This is a genomic window from Cutibacterium granulosum (assembly GCF_900186975.1).
GTDB lineage: Bacteria > Actinomycetota > Actinomycetes > Propionibacteriales > Propionibacteriaceae > Cutibacterium > Cutibacterium granulosum.
Map to the genome: position 1 here is coordinate 1,685,725 of NZ_LT906441.1, position 17,963 is coordinate 1,703,687.

Here is a 17,963-nt window from a genome sequence, read left to right on the forward strand (position 1 = left end):
GGAGAGTTCCGATGGACACGAAACTGCAGCTGAGAACGTACCGGCGATGGGATGGCCTCACCGCCGACGCCGTCGCACTGCTCACCTCAGCACGTGAGGATCCCTTTGCCATACCGCTGCTCGTCAGTCCTTCCACGGCTCATGCCCGGGCCGTGGGGCAGGCGGTGGCCGACGAGGTCGGTGTGGCTGCTGGGCTGCAGGGGAAAACGGCCAGTGCACTGCGCCGTGAGCTGTCACAGTCCCTCCTTGACATGGATCCGCAGGTCGATCCGTGGAGTGGCTCGGCACTGACCCTGCGAATCTTCGATCTGTTGAGACCCGACGACCCCAACATGGCGGCGGTGTCTGAGCATGTACAGGCATGTCGTGTGAGAGGAATTGCCCATGCCGACTGGACGACCGCCCAGCAGTTCTCAGCAGTTCTGCAATCGCTCATACACCACTCACCCGCAGTGTTGGAGCAGTGGAGGGCCGGTGAGGACGTCGACGCCGAAGGCTCTGCCCTGCCCTGGGACAAGGCGTGGTGGCCGCATGTGTGGCGTCTGCTGCATGACGATGGACACCCGGACCCCATGACACAGCTGACACAGCTGTGTTCTGCTCTTGGTGCTGCCCCGTTGCGTTGGCCGTCCTGCGTGTGGATCTCACCGGCAGCGCCGGAATGGCAGGATTATTCGTTGGCGCAGGCGCTCGGTCGTCGCATTCCCGTGACGGTGCTGCACCTTCTTCCCGCATGTGCGGAACACTCCCGGTGGGAACCGTTCAACTCGGTTCGAGAGCACACGAATCTGCGGTGGCATGAGTGCGTGCAGCAGTGTGGAGGGCAGGCCCACGACCACTGTGATCACGCGGATCCCGAGACCAATACCGGCGCCGCCGAGGTCGAGGTGCATCTGTGTCACGGTGAGGACCGTCAAGCAGAGGTCTGTGCCGAAGCAGTGTGTGCTGCGCTGCAGGAGTTTCCCGACATCGAGCCACGCGATGTCGCCATCACGACATCCACCCATGCTCCACAGGCGCATCTGCTCAGCGCGTTCGCGTACGCCGCCGAATCCGATGGCACCAGTCGCACGAACCCCTTGGCACAGTGCCGAATCAGTGGGGCACGCAGCCACCTTCCACCCAATCCGGTGATTCAAGCCGTGTGCACGGTACTGAGACTGTCACGAACCCGCCAGACCGCCGGCGAGCTCCTCGACCTGTGCACCATGCCAGCGATTGCAGCACGATTCGGATTCACGGCGGACGATCAGGTGACGATTCGTCGTCTTGTCATGGATTCGGGAATCCGTTGGGGACTGGACGCCCAGAGCCGATCCCGCGTGGGTCTCGGTGAGATTCGTCAGTCGACCTGGTTCGCCGGAATCGAGCGGCTGTTGCTGGGCGTGGCCATGTCGGACGACCCGCCGTCCCACATCGACACGGTCACCGCGGTCGGGGACATCGGTTCCCCCACGGTGCCGCTGGTGGGGGCCCTGGCAGAACTCGTCTCCCGAGTTCGACATGCCATGGTGCTCACCGCCACGTCAGCCACGATGCAACAGTGGGTGGACCGGCTGACCACTCTCATCGACAATCTCACCTCACCACCCGCGGAGATGCCGTGGGCCAGGCAGGCTGCGACTGGCCAGATCAACGTTCTGGCACGTGTCGCCCCCCAGTGCAAGGTCGACGCCATGATCATCGCTGACCTGCTCGATGAGCAGTCCAGCACCCGTCCTCGTCGCCCATCCTGGTTCAACGGCGACTGCCACATCAGTGACCCGGCGGAGTTGGACGGCATCAGCCATGACGTCGTCGTCCTCGTCGATCCCGATGAGGACGAGATCGGCGCCGATCCGTTGCGTGGGCTGCGTGACCCAGCCGATCCGCTGTCGGACCCGATGGCGCTGCGACACCAGTACCTCTTCGATGCCGTGGCCACTGCGCGGCGCAAGATCGTCGTCGTGGCCCAGAAGATGGATCCCGTGACCAATTCCGAGGTGGACCTCGGGCCGTTCGTCTCGACCCTCCGGGGCAATGGCCTGCCACGTCGTCATGAATCATCTGATGGCGTCGAATCGCCCGATGGCGTCGTGCTGATCTCCCATGGGCTCCAACCTTTCTCACCCCATGAGTTCACCGATCAGTCCGGGCAGTCGTGGCGAAGTTTCGATGTGGTGATGGCCGGAGTCCAGTTGAATGCGCAACCAGATGTCGAACGATCCCCCCTGCTGCCCAGGCCCACCGATCCACCGGCCCAGATCTACTCCTGCGCCGATGTCTCCACCGCCCTGTCCAACCCAGCGCGCACGGTGTTGAGAGCCCGAATTGGTGCTCCCGCGGCCAAACGCACCGATGACGTCGTCGAGGAGCTGCCTCTTGATCTCAATGGTCTGGACAGGTACCAGATTCGAGCTCGACTCCTTGCAGACCTGACGCACGGATCAGACATCGGGACCGCCACCGCTGCCGAGCGGCTGCGTGGAACGACGCCTCCTGGCGTACTGGGACTCGAGTCATTGAATCGGGCAGGCGAGGAGGCCCTGAGCATTGTCGACCGGGAAGCCACTCTGATCGCCGGTGCACCGCGCCAGGTGATCGACGTCAACCTCGAGCTCACCGACGGCGACGTCCCCCACCTGCCGTGGGTGGACAGCCATCTCACCGATCCGTACCGCCCCCTGCTGCTCACTGATCGGATCGAAACCCATGGCGTCACCCTCGTGCGTATGAGTCCTGCCAACCTCAGCCCACGCACCCTGCTGGAAACGTGGCTCAGGCTTCTTGCGGTGGCAGTGGCGCAACCGGATGTCACCGGCTGGCGCGCCGCTGTGGTGACCCGTTCAGCAAACCCCGAAATCCTGGTGGCGCCTGATGCGCAGCAGGCACGCACCATCCTGGCTGGTCTGGTGCGTGTGGCGTGGTGGTCCTCACAGCAGTTGTTCCCCATGCCTGCCAGGACGGCTGCGGCGCTGACTGAGGTGATCCTTCCCTACCGCCCGAATCGCTGGGTCACTGCGGCACAGGCGGGGTGGAAGGAGGACCATGACTCCAACTGGAGTCCCTTCGCCAGCGCTGACTACAGCGACCTGGAGCGGCTGTGTCGGCAACACTGCGAGGCCTCCCCCCTCGATCTGGCAAGGTGGCTCATGACACCGATCACAACGGCACGAACCCGCGGTAGGAGATCCCGATGACCAGTCCCCACGAGGTCAAGGCCTTCGACATCAGCGGAGAAGTACCGCACGGAACAACACTGCTGCGGGCAAGTGCCGGTACGGGCAAGACGTGGTCCATCACAGCCATCGTCACCAGGGCAATTCTTGAGGGCGATGTCGACATCTCGCAGGTCCTGCTGGTGACCTTCAACAGATCGGCAGCACGGCAGATGCGGCACAGGACCTATGCCCGACTGGCCCGCACCGCCGAGATGCTGGAGTCTGGTCTGCCCGCTCGTGATGATCTGGACCATCACCTACTCGCCCAACGGGAGCGAAGGGACGAGTTCCTCTCCCGTGCTCGAAGTGCCATCCAGCGGTTCAGCACGGCAACGATCGCGACGACGCATGAGTTCTGCGCCCAGATGCTCACCGAACTCGGGGTTCTGGCGGATCACGACCTGCGCTCCTCGCTGCTGGCCGATCCCACTCCCTTGGTCGATGAGGTCTCGGCCGATCTGTACCTCTCCCGCTACAGCCACGTCCCCAGGCCCCCGAGCAGTGCCACGATCAGGAGCCTTGCCCGAACCGTCGCTGCCCAGTACGGCACGGTCGAGCTGCAACGTGACTCGGACTCACGGCGTGTCGAGGAACGTCTCGACATTGCCGAGGCGGTACGCACGGAGTCCTCACGCAGGATGCGGGCCGGTGGGCTGCACACCTTCGACGACCTCATCGAGGACTTGGCCCGCTCGTTGGGCTCCACGCAGCGTGGTCGAGTGGCTTGCGCGACGCTCGCCGACCGGTTCCATCTGGTCATGGTTGACGAGTTCCAGGACACCGACCCCCTGCAGTGGGAGATTCTGGCTTCGGCGTTCCATGGACGTAGTGACCTGTGGCTCATCGGTGATCCGAAGCAGTCGATCTACGCCTTCCGTGGGGCGGACATCCATGCATACCTGGCTGCCACCCGTCAGGTGGACCACACCTACGAGCTGACGACGAACTGGCGATCGGATCAGGGGATCGTTGATGGGGTGGATCAGCTGTTTCGTCACACCCATCTGGGTGCGGAGGGCATCGAGTTCACCACGGTCAGCGCCCGACACACACATCGCCGGCTCCAGAGCACCGATCCCCATAGCTACGACTGGTCGCACCCCGTCCAGATTCGCTGCATCACCGCATCCGATGGATCCCGTCTTTCCTCCGGCAGGGCCGAGGACCTCATCGCCAAGGACGTCGGAGCACAAATCACTGCCATGCTGGACGGCAGATCCCAGTGGCAGCCCGAGAAGGGCCAACCGTCCCGACCGTTGCAGGCCGGTGACATTGCCGTGCTCGTCACCGCCAGACGACGGGGCACCAAGATCCAGAACGAGCTGCGAAAGATCGGCCAGCCAGCCGTGTTCACTGGCTCCACCTCGGTGTGGTCCTCCCCTGCTGCCACGGATTTCCTCGATCTGCTCTCGGCGCTGGACGACCCCGATCCCACCGTCATCTCCAGGATCGCCATGTCGAGGCTCATCGGTGCTGCACCGTATGACCTGGCCCGACAGGACTCCCAGCTTCGCTCGGCCTTGGCCATGGACATTGCCAACTGGGCACTTGCCTGGCCGAATCTGGGCCCATGGGGCGTCATCGAATCACTTCTGCACCGTCCGGGCTCATTGGATTCGATGTTGACCGGCCCGCAGGCGGAACGTTACGTCACGGACCTACGACAGCTCGCCCAGGAGACGCATGTGTGGGCATGCGATCAGCCCACCATGCCCACGCCTGCCCAGACATGTGCATGGGTCGAGGATCAGGCCAGATATGCGCCCCAGGAGACACCGCGCCGGCTGGAGACCGACCGTAATGCCGTCACCATCATGACGGTTCACCAGGCAAAGGGGCTGGAGTTCCCCGTCGTCCTGCTGCCGGACGCCACCTTGAGCTGGATCTCGAAGAATGGTGAAGGCACTCGTAGGAAGCAACGGGCATCTCGTACGTTCATGCGCGATGATGGCTCTCCCCTGGTGTGGTTCGACGGGGAACGGCGCGTTCTCAACCTGTCCGATGTCAATGATCCTGCTCGACTGGAGGCATGGGCACAGATTCGCCATGACGCTCTCGCCGAGGAGCTGCGCAAGCTCTACGTGGCGCTGACCCGGAGCCAGTCGGCCGTACGACTGTGGTGGGCTCCAGTACCTGGCCGAATCGGTGACTCCGGTCTGCAGCGGCTCCTCGCGCTGGAGTCTGCCGGGTCGGAGGCTCCCGTGTTCCCCGAGCCCGTCAACGACGCAGCAGTCTCACCACCCTGGCTGAGCCCGAGAGTGGGTGGGGCCTCGATCGAAGCGGTACCCGTCGAGGTGACGGAAGCGCCTTCTCGAGAGTTACCCGTCCCCCCCGTCGGCGGGACACCGGCCACATTCACCCGTAGCGTCGACCATCAGTGGAAACGTACCTCGTACTCGGGGCTGACTGCCGGCATCCACGGTGCCACATCATCGATGGCCGACCTCGTCGACGCCTCGGCAGGCCAGGACGAGCCGGACGAGGATGCCCTGGGCACTTCCCCGGACGTCTCCCCATCAACCGGTGACGGGCTGTGCGCCATGCCTGGCGGAACCTCGTTCGGACTGGTGGTTCACGAGATCCTCGAGCATGTCGACACCTCGGTTCCTGATCTGTCTGCCGAGATCACGAACTGGACCGCGCGAAAACTGCGTGCTGAGCCCATTGACGGTGTCGGGGCAACCAGCCTTGCAGCCGGCCTCGTCGACGTCATGCACACCGACCTGGGAGAACTGGCACCTGGCCAGTGCCTCGCCGACTTCAAGCCGTCCGACCGGCTCGCCGAGCTGGACTTCGAGATGAGACTGGCTCCGTCATCGCCGATGTCCAACACGGTTGGTGCACTTGCCCAAGCCCTCAGCGACCGTTCGCTGGTGCCCGAGAACGACCCACTCGCCAGCTATGGGAGGGTTCTGGCAACCTCACCAGCAGCTTCCACGGTCCTGTCCGGGTATCTCACCGGTTCCATCGACGCCGTACTACGCCGTCCCGACGGACGGTTCCTCGTCATCGACTACAAGACCAACCGTGCGCCGCGACCAGCAGGCCAACCCCTTGAGCCACGTGCGTACGACGTCACCACCATGACATCCATGATGATCAGCTCGCACTATCCCCTGCAGGCGCTGCTCTACAGCGCAGCCCTGCACCGCTACCTGTCACACACGATGCCCGGGTACGATCCCGCCACCTGCCTGGGGCCTGTGGGGTATCTCTTCGTACGCGCCATGGCAGGGGTGGCCACGCCAGCTGATGCCTCGATGCCCTATGGGGTGTTCACGTGGTCAGTGAATCCGGCCCTGGTGGTGGCCGTCAGCGACATCCTGGGAGGACGCCATGAGCACTGATGTGGTTCCCATCTCCGCCAGCCCGACCTTGGCAACGTTGTGCACTGCGGGCGTGCTGTCGGCCGCCGACATCCATCTTGCGACGATGGTGTGCCGGCTCTGTCACGAGTCCGAGGAATCGGTACGTCTGGCCCTGGCATTGACCAGTCGCGAACTGCGACACGGATCGGTCTTTCTCAATCCCCGGACGATACGCGAGACCATCCTCACCCAGCTGGACGATCCGGCCCTGCGCGGACTGATGGACGAGCAGACTGCTGCTGCGATCGAGCAGGTGGAGCAGATGACCTGGCCCGATCCGGACCACTGGATGCTGACCCTGCAGAGGAGTCCTGCGATAGCTGATCGAAGATCTGCCAGCAACGCACGTCCTGCCCGACTGGACTCAGACCGGTTGTACCTGGAACGGTACTGGCTCGACGAACAGACCGTGGCCACACGACTCGCGCACCTCGCCCACGAGAAAACCTCCATCACCGACGAGCAGTGCCGGCAGGTGCTCGACGAGGTCCAGGAGACGATACAGCGCCCACACTTCCAGCTCGACGAGTTCCAGGTTGACGCGGTTCGAGCGGCTGCAACGCACAATGTCAGCGTTCTGTCCGGCGGCCCCGGAACCGGCAAGACGACCATGGTGTGCATCATCCTCGCCGTGCTGGCCAGCGCCGATCCACATCTGGGCCGGATCGCCCTGTCCGCGCCCAGTGGCAAGGCGGCAAGTCGACTGCGTGACGCCGTGACCAGCACATCCCATGCCCTGGGTCTCAGGCCCCTGCCAACTGCCTCACAGGCCACCACGGTCCACTCACTGCTGGGGTGGCAGGGGCCGGGCAGTGGATTCCGGTACGACAAGCTCAACCAGTTGCCCTATGACGTCATCGTCGTTGACGAGGCATCAATGCTGTCGGTATCCCTCATGGCTCGTCTGCTCGACGCCATCGGGGCGCGGACCCGGCTGATCCTCGTTGGTGACCCGGATCAGCTGGTGTCAGTCGAGGCTGGATCCGTCCTGGCCGATATCGTCGCTTCCCATGGTGAGCTGGGCAAGGCGGATGACGGGGGCGAGGACAGCGGGCTCGCCAGCGAGGTGCTTCCGGTGTCCAAACTCACTCACAACCACAGATCTGGCGGTGCCATTGCAGCACTGGCCGAGGCGGTGCAGTACGAGGAGCACGGGAAGAGCCTGGACGACGCCGTCGATGAGGCACTGGAGATCCTGACCACCAGCCCTGACCAGATCTCGTTCATCGATGCCGACCCTGCCGAGACCCCCCTGTCGAGCCTTCCCGAGTTGCAGGAAACCATCATCTCCACAGCACAGGCTGTCCGCCAGCAGGCAACGACCGGTGCGGATGACGATGCGCTGGCATGTGCCGATGGGCACCGTCTGCTGTGCGCACACCGTCTTGGCCCCTATGGGGTGGCGTCGTGGTCGGCCCAGATGGTCGAGACCCTGTCATTGACCTTGCCGGGACTCGGGCAGGGCCAATGGGTCGTGGGCGAGACGACGATGGTGACGCACAACATGCGTCAGTTCGAGGTCAACAATGGTGACTGTGGTGTCATCGTCCAGACGTCGCCCGTTCCCACGGTTGCCCTGCCGGGAAAGGGCAATTCGAGTCGTAGACTCCCCTGCTCCCTGCTGTCGACCATGTTTCCGCTGCAGGCCATGACCGTTCACAAGTCCCAGGGAAGTCAGTTCGACGACGTCACCGTGGTGTTGCCGCCACCGGACTCGGCACTGCTCACCCGGGAACTCTTCTACACCGCGATCACCCGAGCACGACGGCATCTGACGGTCATGGGGACCCGCGAATCCATTCGACGAGCCATTGGACAGCCCACGCAACGAAACTCCGGGCTGAAACGTCAGTGGCAGCGGATGAGGCAGGGAGGAATCAGCAGCTCCGACGCCTGAGAACGGGGGGTGCCTCGTGCACTCGCCCCCGCAACCGTACCCCGAGACCGTACCCCGAGGCTGGCCTCCGGGCCACCATGACCTCGTCGGGGTGAGGCCTCTGCATGCAGCTGCGTGCACCAATCACTGACACGGGGAAACCTGGAGCAGTGTGAGACCCCTGCATGCAGCTGCGTGCCAAGGCCCCCGTTGAATTCCGGCAACCGTGCCCCGTCAGCACCAGTACCTCCAGTGGCCCAACCAGCACCAGATCCCGGCAACGTCCCAGTGAGCACCTGTACCCAATCAGTGCCCCCAGCAACATCAGTGTCCAATGTCCCAGTCAACACCAGAACCCCTCAACGTTCCGGTCCCCATCAGTGGCGGCGACGTCACTCCCCCATGCCCATTGCTCGATCCCCACGGTCACGACTGGCCCACGACCACGGGAAGACCCACGTCACTCTCCGGGGCAGGCAACGCATCGTGCAGCCACGCCTCGACCAGACGACGCGCCACCGAGATCGGCGAGGGCATGCCCATGGCCCCGGATGCCGTGAGTCGGCGTACCTCGTCGGTGGTGTACCAACCGCCTTCGGCCAGCTCGACGCCGTCCACCCGAACCTCACCTGTGGCTCTGGCCACGTAGGCGAGCATGAGCGATCGTGGGAATGGCCACGGTTGTGAGGTGAGGTAGCGCACGGCGCGTACGTCCAGGCCGGTCTCTTCCCGAACCTCTCGTGCCACGGCATGTTCAGCCGTCTCCCCCGCCTCGATGAATCCGGCCACGACAGACATCCGTCCGGGGTCCCACGTGGCCTGCCTGGCGAGCAGGAGACGATCGTCGTCATCGAGCACCGCGACGATCACCGCCGGATCGGTGCGCGGGAACACCAGCGCACCACAGTCGACACAACGCCGGCTGGGACCACCAACCGTGACGACGGTACGCCCGTGGCACCGTATGCACGTGGGATCACTCTCATGCCAGGCGAGCAGTGCCAACGCCGACCAGAGCAGTTCCTGGTCGGAGCGATCCAGCGCTGCCTGACGTGCGGCAACCGGCCGGGCGACATCCCACGACCCCTGAGCCGATGATGCCGACGTCGAGTGTGAGCCCTGATCGGATCTGCCGAATGGACTCGCCCCACCAGCATCATCCATCTGGCCCATCACCGCACCGAGGTCCTCGACCCGCTGGGTAAACCAGGCCACACCATTGCGAACACCAAGGAGGTGCTGGCGCTGATCGTCACGTGGCCCCACGGTGGGCACTCCGACAAGACGTCCCGGCTTGTCGGAGTGGTCCCCGGCAAAGAGTACCTGGTCATCGCCGTCGACGAGGAGCAGTCGGGCACTCGGTCCATCCCACAACTGGGCCACGACGGCTGGATCGTCACGACTCTCGGAGCGTCGGTCAAGACTCGGGGTGCAGAACGTCGTCATGACCGTGAGTCTAGAACCCTGCTCAGCTCTTCTGTGTCCCACAGTTGTGCGGGTTCAGCATCGACTCCGTCACCGACGTGGTGGAACAGCGCACGAACTCGATTCGGGGAAATCGCCAGGGCCTGTGCCCATGCCTGCCGGTACACCGACAGCTGGATCGGATCGGCCTTGCCGGGCCGTGAGGTCTTCCAGTCAACGACGATGAATCCGCCGTCGACCTGCGGATCGGCAAAGATCGCATCCATCCGGCCTCGCACCACGTGCCCAGCGAGATTGAGGGCGAAGGGTTCCTCCACGTCAACTGGTTTCAGCCGTGCCCATGCACTGGTCTCGAACTGATCCTGCAGGTGTTGGATCGTTCGTTCCGGGACGCCTGGGGCGAGCTCCCAAACGGGGTACAGATCGGGCCGCAACCGGTGGCACACCCACTCATGGAACACCGAACCCACGGTTGCCCCCCGGCTGACCGGCTGCGGCATCGGTCGGCGCAGCCGGTCCAGGAATGCTTCGTGGTCCTGGTCGATCTGCATGAGCTGTGAGGTGGTCAAAGAGGTGGGAAGGTCGTCGACGTGTTCTCGACGCAGTCGTTCCTCGTTGATGAGCACTTCGGCATCATGTTTCCACTGATCGGCCACGTCAGCGTCGTCCGGATCGTCAAGGCTCGGAAGCACGACCTCTGGGCCCTCGGCAATCCATTCCGTCACCAGACGACGAACTGCCACATCATCGTGATACGCGATCTGCGGCCACTGTCGTCCAACGGGTAGATCGCTGCCGGTCGGCGCAGCCACGTCCTCCTCATCCAGCGATGCGACGATCTGCTCGTAGCGGCTCACGATCTGCTGTCGATCCGGGGAATCCTGGGGGCACTGCTCCAGGACCTGTTCCTGAATCGCCACGATCGTGTCATGAATGGTGGTGAGGTAGGCGCTGGGATGACGCATCCGCACGATGCCCGACTCCCATTTGTGCCACGAGACGATGAGCCGGGACTTGGCCCGTGTCACGGCAACATATGCCAGGCGATCCTCTGCGGAGCGGGCACTCTTCCTGCGCTCTGCGTCATATTTCCTCAACGCGTCATGATGACCTGAGACCGGCAAGGGTATTGCATCGGAGTCGCCACGCACCTGAGGGGGAATTGCCGCCGCCTGGGTGGCGAAATTGTCGCCGGATCTTTTGCTGGGGAAAACGGTGTCGACCATGAACGGCAGGAAAACCATCGGCCACTCCAGCCCCTTCGCCGCATGGACCGTTGCGATGACCACGGCATCGGGAAGATCGACAAGTTCTCGGTCAAGGCCCTTGCCCTCATCGTCCTCGATGCGCATCCACTCCACGACCTCGACAAGGCCCATCGTCGAGTCATCGGTACAGACGTCACGAACCTCGCGCCACAAGGCATCGACGTGCCGGCGTCGAGCATCGCGACGATCCGGCTCATCGGCAGCAATGTCGACATTGAGGCCGGTGACAGCAGCAATACGCAGCACCAGGTCGTCGGGGCAGTCCGCTGCGCTGGACTCGATGAATGTCATCTCACGTTTCACCCCGGCGATGGTGCGAGCAAGGTGCGGTTCGTCCGCAATGAACCCGGGATCGTCCACGGCGTCGACGAGGAAGACGTCGGGATGGGCGTGGGGATCGCTGCCGTCACTCGACCGCTCTCGATGCAGCGCAATCGCCTTGGCGCGCTCGTGCAACCGTTCGAGCTCCTTCGTGGTCAGTCCCCATCTCGGTGCGGTCAACAGGGTTGCCAGAGCCTCATTGTCACGCCGATCCACCAGGAGCCGCAGATGGCTGTAGATCAAGGCGATGTCGGGTACTCGCAACAGGGCTGACAGGTTCGCCAGGCACACCGGCACACCACGCGCACTCAAGGCAAGGTACAGATCGGAAATCTTGGCATTCGTGCGCATGAGGACGCCGATGTCCTTCCACCGACCAACCGTGCCACGTTCATGAGCCTCGACAATCTGGTCTGCGACGCCCTCACATTCCTGCTCCCAGGTGTCAAAGGTGTGCACCTGCACTGGCATGTCCACCGGCAGAGGTGATTCCTCTCCCCCGGCATGTTCATCTTCGGGGACTCGCAGTTGCTTGACAACATTTCCGATCTTCGGATCTGATCTGATGCCCTCGGAAATGGCATTGGCACAGTCAAGGATGGTCTGGTTCGAACGCCGATTCTGGGTCAACGAGTATTGACCATTGTCGTACGCGTCCGGCCCGTCACGGTGGGGAAAGTGTCGTGGGAAGTCCAAGATGTTGTTGGCGGCAGCTCCACGCCAGCCATAGATGGCCTGCAATGGATCACCCACTGCCGTGACGGCATGGCCCCTGCCGTTCTCCGGCGTCGAACCGCTGAACAGACTCGCCAGCAGACGTGCCTGGGAGCTCGAGGTGTCCTGGTACTCATCGAGCAGCACCACCGCATACCGAGACCGTATCTGTTGGCCGATCCGTGGAAAGTCTCGAACCAGCTGGATGGCCTGGTTGAGACGGTCGGAGAACCGGAAGAAACCCCGTTCGGCAAGACGGTTCCGATATTCCTGTGCGTACCACATCAGCTGATCGCGTTGCTCCGCCGCGTTCTGGGCCCTGACCACGTCGACGTAGGGCTCGCCGTTCTTCCTGGGAGCAGCCTGGTCAAGTTGTTGGCGCCACGCGTCATTGGCGGCACGAAGATCGTCCATCGACACTGCGTGCGATGAGGCCTGCTCGGACAGCGAGAGGACGCCCTGCGCTATCGATCGGGCTGTCACCTGTCCGGCGCGAGGCGGAACTTTCTCGGGATCGTGCAGCACGTCCAGGGCCACCTGGACGCAGCGGGCGTCCGAGATGAGTCGTGTCGCTGGATCGACGCCGATCCATGCCCCGAACTCAGAGACCAGATTGGCGGCAAAGCTGTCGTAGGTGAGGACGGTCGGTTCCTGGTCGTCCGGCTGCAGGAGACCAGCCTTGGTGAGGTTGCGTCCCACCCGAGTACGCAGCTCTGCAGTGGCCTTGCGAGTGAAGGTCAATCCCAGAACCTGGTCCGCTCGCACCAATCCCTTGGCGACGAGCCAGGTCACTCGCGCGGCCATGACCGTCGTCTTCCCGGTGCCAGCTCCGGCAATGATGACTGACGGCTCCAGCGGGGCAGCTATTGCCATGGCCTGCTCGGTGGAGGGGCGAAAGCCGAACAGTTCCGTCATCTGCTCCAGCATCTCGGCGGTGGGCCGTGGCATCGAGCCATTCGTGCTCATCATGACTCCTTCTCCTGCGAACCAGACGTTGTGCGGACCTCAGATTCTCTCGACACGTCGACGGCCGGATCCGGTGGGACGAGAGCCGGGCACCCGGAACGAACTGGGCAGAACTGACAGCCGTGATTCGTCACTGCCGCGCGTTCCACGCCGAGGACGACCCGAGCCGCCCTGTCGAGGTAGTACCGGACCCAGTCGTGAAACCCTGCCGCTGCCGTGAGGACAGCACCACGTGCCCATGGCTCGTCTCCCACCGGTGAGATGGATCTCACCCTGGCCTCTCCGCCACGTTTGTGGGGCTCATCCATGAGGTAAACGAGCTCAGCAGGCCCCACGTCGGCTGGTTTGCGGCCCCCATACCCTTCTGCCAGTGCGGTCTGGTAGATGGCCACCTGGATGACATGGGGATTCATCGATTCGTGCGGCCGAGAACCGGTCTTGTAGTCGATGACGATGTGGTTTCCGGCTTCGTCTCGTTCCAGACGATCAATACTTCCCGCGACGTGCACCATGGCGCTGGGCAGGTCGAAGACATGCTTGATGGGCACCTCCGTGCCCACCAGTTCACGCTGGCTGCTCTTCACGAGCCAGGCATCGAGTCGGCGCAGTCCCTCGCGACAGTTCTCGAGGAGAACGTGGGACTCCCATGCGTAGTCGAAGGACAGTGTTGTCCATTCAGCGTCCAACTGATCCATGGCACGTTCGAGACACCAGTGCTCGGCATTCTCCTCAGCGATCCGGTGCACCAAGGAACCGGCCTGGGCCTTGGCAGACATCGGGCCCGAGGCGCCCAGTCGGCGACTGAGGAACCATCGTCTGGGACAGTCGAGCAGTTCCCCCACATGTGACGGTGAGAGATACACGTCTGGTTTGTCGGCCGTCTCACCACCCTGTCGTGCGGGGTCGATGCCCGACCCCCACCATGTATGAGGATCTGCGTGGACGGCAAGGGGGTGATCATCCTTCTTCTGGGCGGCCAACCATGCCAGTTGACGAGCTGCGTGTCTGCGCAGGGTGACGGGTAGCTGGTCATCGGCGGCACTGCGCCGCAAGTCTGCGACCAGGCTGGTGAGGTTCTCATGTCCGAGTGCCGCACTGCTCCGAGCCTGCTCCCGGTCATCATTTTCTTGACACAGGTCACGCACCGGGGTGAGGAACCTGGATGGGAGGATTCCCTCCTCGTCATTGCGCACGGCGGTGAGCACCACGACGTGCCGCGCTCGGGAACATGCCGTGAGGAACAACCGTCGTTCCGACTGGAGGGTTTCGGACCAGTCTCGGGGCGGCAGCGGCCCGTCCGGTGACCACACATCCGCGCCCGTCATGGACCCCGTGAGGTTCATCGCGGGCCACGACTGTTCTTCCAGCCCATAGAGGGCGACGAGGTCGAACTGCGTCTCCTTGGCACGATGGGCGGTCATGATGCACACCCCGTTGCGATCGCGATCCGTTTCCCGGCTCCGGTCCGCGGGGGTCTGCTCGGACAGGGCCTCGGCAATGAACTGACGAGCTCCGTGGGTGCCGATGTGCTCACCATGTCGTCCAGCCATGTCGAACAAGGCGCACAACCCGTCGAGCTCCCGGTTGGCCGTCGCGTCGGCGTCCAGGGCTCGTTGCTTGAGGACGTCTGGCCATGTCTGCAGCGTGGAATTGGGGGCGCTCTCACCACCCCACACTCGCCACAGGGAGACGTCGACCGGTCCGTTCTTCCTGAGATTCACGGCAGCCATGTCGATACGACGGATGAGGGCGCTCACCCCGGAAAGTTCACGACGCAACTCTGCTGGGAGGATGGGCACCTCGGAATCGCGGGAATCAGTGGTTTCCGAGGTCTGAGAAGTGGATGCGTCCTCTCCCGAGGCAATGGTGTCAGAGCCATCGTCGACGTGCCGGGGCTCGTGTGGAGCCTCTGGCAGGTTTCCCGGCGCACCAGGCACATCGACATCTGCTGCCTTCTTGGATCGAAGCAGGGACGTCAGCTCCGCCCAGTTCACCGAGCCACCATGAACAGCCAGCCAGGCACGGAACCGATGCACCTGTTCATGGGTCGTCGCCGACAAGGGGCTGTCGAGCAGACGATCCACCATGCGTCGCTCGTAGTCATCATCGCATCCCTCGGCCAGATCGATGGCGGCCTGCAACCCGACGATCAGTTCACGGACGGCTGGCACCTCGGACAGGACGACGTCCTGGGAACTCCGATAAGCCGGTACGTCTTCAGCAGCCAGCAAGGTGGCCAGGACATCCACGTCCGAACCGTTGCGGGCCAGGACGGCCATCTGTTCCCAGGCGATTCCTTCATATAGGTGGGCTCGGCGCAAGCGCCGTGCAATGGAGCGTGCCAGCCGTGCCTTGCTGGATTCCTCGAGGTACTCACATGTCCCGGAGCCCCCCGACCAGCGTTCCGACGGCATCTGCCGCAGGTCCACGGTGGGTTGGGCGGGTAGTTGGCTTCGTACCCTCTCGACCAGCTCGTGCACATCTCCACAGCACCGCATGTCGGTGGTGAGGTGGTGAATGGCAGGTTGCCGCCCATGACCGGTGAGTTCGTCGAGGAACCCGTCGATGCGTCCAGACTGCGCACCACGGAAGGTGCCGATCGTCTGGTCCGGGTCAGCGGTGAGGAACAGGGGGATGCCCGCCCCGCTCAGCTGCCCCAACAGCACTGTCTGGCAGTGATCGACCTCGGTGACGTCATCGCAAATGACGAGTTTGATCCGCTCGCGCACCTCGGCACGTCGCGTCGGACTGCTCAGCACGTCGATTGCCCGATGGATGAGCCCGGTGTAGTCGAAATCCCCGGACTCGGCGAGCCGGTGCTCGTACTCGGAGAGGATCTCGCCGGTGACTCGCCAGTCGTCGCGCCGGAATCGTCGCCCTTGGGCTGCCAGCTCGGCACCTCGTACACCAGCCTGACTGATGGTGGCGGCCATGAACCGCACATCGGAGATGAACTTCGCGTCGTGGCAGGCGGCCTGGAACTGCGCGGGCCATTCGGAACGATCTGCCGCGTCAATGACGTCTCGTAGCAGTGACTCCTGTTCCGGTGCGGTGAGCAGATGGGCAGCTGCTGAATCGCCCTCGGACGACTCCCTGGCCTGCGGCATCATGGCATTGGGCATGACGAGGCTCCGAGCGAATCCATGCACCGTCATCACCTGCGGACGTAGGTGGGCACCATCGAGTTGCAGGAGAAGTCTGGTCCGAAGTGCCTGTGCGGTGGCCCGACTGCGCGCGAGGATGAGCACCTCGTCAAGCCGGTGCCCGGCCTCGACGAAGGACACCGCCTTGTGCAGGCACAGGGTGGTACGCCCGGTACCCGGACCGCCCAGGATCAGCACCAGTGCGGAGTCGTCGTCAACAGCGTTCTGCTGTTGCGCAGTGAGTTCAATGTCCATGACATTCATGAAACCAGAAGGGGTGAGACATTTTTTGCAGCACTCTGGTACGTTCGCCAGAGTCGCCGGTGAAACTGACTCAGCCCAACTCACGTTCTACACTGTGTCCGTCACCCACAATTCGTCATCCAGGCGCACGCAGGGCCAACCACTGGTTCCCCCGACCGTTGCCGTGCAAGGAGGAGAACATGCCCATGCCACAGGACGACGATCCTCGGCATGACACCCGTGAGCGTCTGTACCGCGGGGCGGCGGTGCCCGATGACGCGAGAATCGGTCTGGCGACCGACATTGGCCTGCGGCACGCCACGAACCAGGACTATGCAGGCATCGACTTCGCCCCCTCCGGCCCCTACTGGGTGGTTGTCGTGGCGGACGGGGTCTCCTCCACCCCGGGTGCCGAACGCGCCTCGCACATCGCTGCGACGACGATCTGTCAGCACCTCACCGACGCCCTGGGCGACGGCCTTCCCACCGGCGACGATGCGACGATTGCCCTGTTCACCGGTGCCTTCGACCTGGCCCACGAACGCATCGTCACCAGTGACGGTGAGCCCGTGGGAGCCTGCACCGTGGCCGCGGCGATACACGGCCCCTCGCGCGTGGTGGTGGCCAACATCGGAGACACTCGGGCGTTCTGGTTTCCCGGCGACGGCAAGGCAGTTCGACTCACCACCGACGATTCCGTGGCCCAGATGCAGATAGAGATGGGTGTACCGCGGGATCGTGCCGAGCATGGTGCCGGGGCACACGCCATCACCAAGTGGATCGGGGCACGGGCCACCGACATCACCCCACGTGTCGTCGCCTACGAACCCACCAGGTCGGGATGGTTGCTGCTGTGCAGTGACGGGGTGTGGAACTATGCCGCAGACCCTGCCGATCTGGCAGCCCTGGTGAGCCACATCGACCAGCATGGCACCGGGCCACATCAGGACGCCCAGACGATTGCCGAGGGGCTCGTCCGTCATGCCCTCTCCTGTGGCGGTCACGACAATGCGACAGTGGCCTGCGTCCATCTCACCGACGAATCCTGAAGCACACTCCGGTGATGCTCCCGCCGTCTGGAGAACCCTGCCCCCGTGCGAACCCTGTCCCGGCCAGGATGGCCTCGCCCCACCGTGGCTGAGCTGCTGCGCCATGAGCGCGATTTTCCCGGTCGCCCGTGAGTGCGACTAGGTTGTAGGCATGGAGATCAAGATTGGTATCACTGACATGCCCCACGAGATCGTCGTGGACGTCGAGCAGACCCCCGAGGAGATCGAGGCACAGCTGCGTGCTGCACTGGCCGAGGAGCACGGGGTGTTCGCCCTTGCCGGTTCCAAGGGTCGCCGGGTCCTGATTCCGTCGCGGTCCATCGGCTATGTCGATCTGGGCGAGGCCAATCCCCACAAGGTCGGGTTCGGCACACTGTGACCACGGTGGTC

General features: G+C 63.8%; 8 protein-coding genes. 5 read left to right on the top strand and 3 right to left on the bottom strand.

What is annotated here, in order from left to right:
* The first annotated feature begins 11 nt into the window (after positions 1-11).
* The 3 genes from CKV91_RS07195 to recD are packed head-to-tail and all read left to right on the top strand — an operon-like array spanning position 12 to position 8,465.
* On the top strand, positions 12-3,179 hold the full coding sequence (locus CKV91_RS07195) for an exodeoxyribonuclease V subunit gamma (protein WP_065860649.1): 3,168 nt from the start codon (positions 12-14) through the stop codon (positions 3,177-3,179).
* The gene (locus CKV91_RS07200; RefSeq protein ID WP_021105792.1) at positions 3,176-6,547 is read left to right on the top strand and encodes a UvrD-helicase domain-containing protein; all 3,372 of its coding nucleotides are present in this window, start codon (positions 3,176-3,178) and stop codon (positions 6,545-6,547) included. The genes CKV91_RS07195 and CKV91_RS07200 overlap by 4 nt, the downstream gene beginning before the upstream one ends.
* Complete coding sequence (gene recD / locus CKV91_RS07205; RefSeq protein WP_065860648.1) at positions 6,537-8,465, top strand: exodeoxyribonuclease V subunit alpha; 1,929 nt, start codon at positions 6,537-6,539, stop codon at positions 8,463-8,465. Before CKV91_RS07200 ends, recD begins: the two co-directional genes overlap by 11 nt.
* A 405-nt stretch (positions 8,466-8,870) precedes the next feature.
* On the opposite strand, the gene nudC is transcribed toward recD, so the two are convergent.
* Genes nudC through CKV91_RS07220 form a run of 3 tightly spaced genes read right to left on the bottom strand, consistent with a single transcriptional unit; the run spans position 8,871 to position 16,536 of the window.
* Positions 8,871-9,890 carry an NAD(+) diphosphatase gene (gene nudC / locus CKV91_RS07210; protein WP_095141002.1) on the bottom strand — a complete coding sequence of 340 codons (1,020 nt, stop codon included), beginning with the start codon at positions 9,888-9,890 and terminating at the stop codon, positions 8,871-8,873.
* Positions 9,887-13,141, bottom strand: a complete 3,255-nt coding sequence (locus CKV91_RS07215; RefSeq protein ID WP_095141003.1) for an ATP-dependent DNA helicase — start codon at positions 13,139-13,141, stop codon at positions 9,887-9,889. The genes nudC and CKV91_RS07215 overlap by 4 nt, the downstream gene beginning before the upstream one ends.
* Positions 13,138-16,536 carry an ATP-dependent DNA helicase gene (locus tag CKV91_RS07220; protein WP_065860646.1) on the bottom strand — a complete coding sequence of 1,133 codons (3,399 nt, stop codon included), beginning with the start codon at positions 16,534-16,536 and terminating at the stop codon, positions 13,138-13,140. Before CKV91_RS07220 ends, CKV91_RS07215 begins: the two co-directional genes overlap by 4 nt.
* Positions 16,537-16,724: 188 nt before the next feature.
* Between CKV91_RS07220 and CKV91_RS07225 the strand changes: the two genes are divergently transcribed.
* Entirely contained in the window at positions 16,725-17,573 is an 849-nt protein-coding gene (locus tag CKV91_RS07225; protein WP_065860645.1) for a PP2C family protein-serine/threonine phosphatase, read from the top strand.
* 151 nt (positions 17,574-17,724) lie between these two features.
* Complete coding sequence (locus tag CKV91_RS07230; RefSeq protein WP_023035230.1) at positions 17,725-17,952, top strand: DUF3107 domain-containing protein; 228 nt, start codon at positions 17,725-17,727, stop codon at positions 17,950-17,952.
* Positions 17,953-17,963 lie beyond the last annotated feature (11 nt).

What these genes read in the sequence shown, in the direction of transcription:
- recD (WP_065860648.1), top strand. Translation starts at nt 6,537, where the DNA reads ATGAGCACTGATGTGGTTCCCATCTCCGCCAGCCCGACCTTGGCAACG.
- CKV91_RS07195 (WP_065860649.1), top strand. Translation starts at nt 12, where the DNA reads ATGGACACGAAACTGCAGCTGAGAACGTACCGGCGATGGGATGGCCTC.
- CKV91_RS07200 (WP_021105792.1), top strand. Translation starts at nt 3,176, where the DNA reads ATGACCAGTCCCCACGAGGTCAAGGCCTTCGACATCAGCGGAGAAGTA.
- CKV91_RS07215 (WP_095141003.1), bottom strand. Translation starts at nt 13,141, where the DNA reads ATGATGAGCACGAATGGCTCGATGCCACGGCCCACCGCCGAGATGCTG.
- CKV91_RS07225 (WP_065860645.1), top strand. Translation starts at nt 16,725, where the DNA reads ATGCCCATGCCACAGGACGACGATCCTCGGCATGACACCCGTGAGCGT.
- nudC (WP_095141002.1), bottom strand. Translation starts at nt 9,890, where the DNA reads ATGACGACGTTCTGCACCCCGAGTCTTGACCGACGCTCCGAGAGTCGT.
- CKV91_RS07230 (WP_023035230.1), top strand. Translation starts at nt 17,725, where the DNA reads ATGGAGATCAAGATTGGTATCACTGACATGCCCCACGAGATCGTCGTG.
- CKV91_RS07220 (WP_065860646.1), bottom strand. Translation starts at nt 16,536, where the DNA reads ATGGACATTGAACTCACTGCGCAACAGCAGAACGCTGTTGACGACGAC.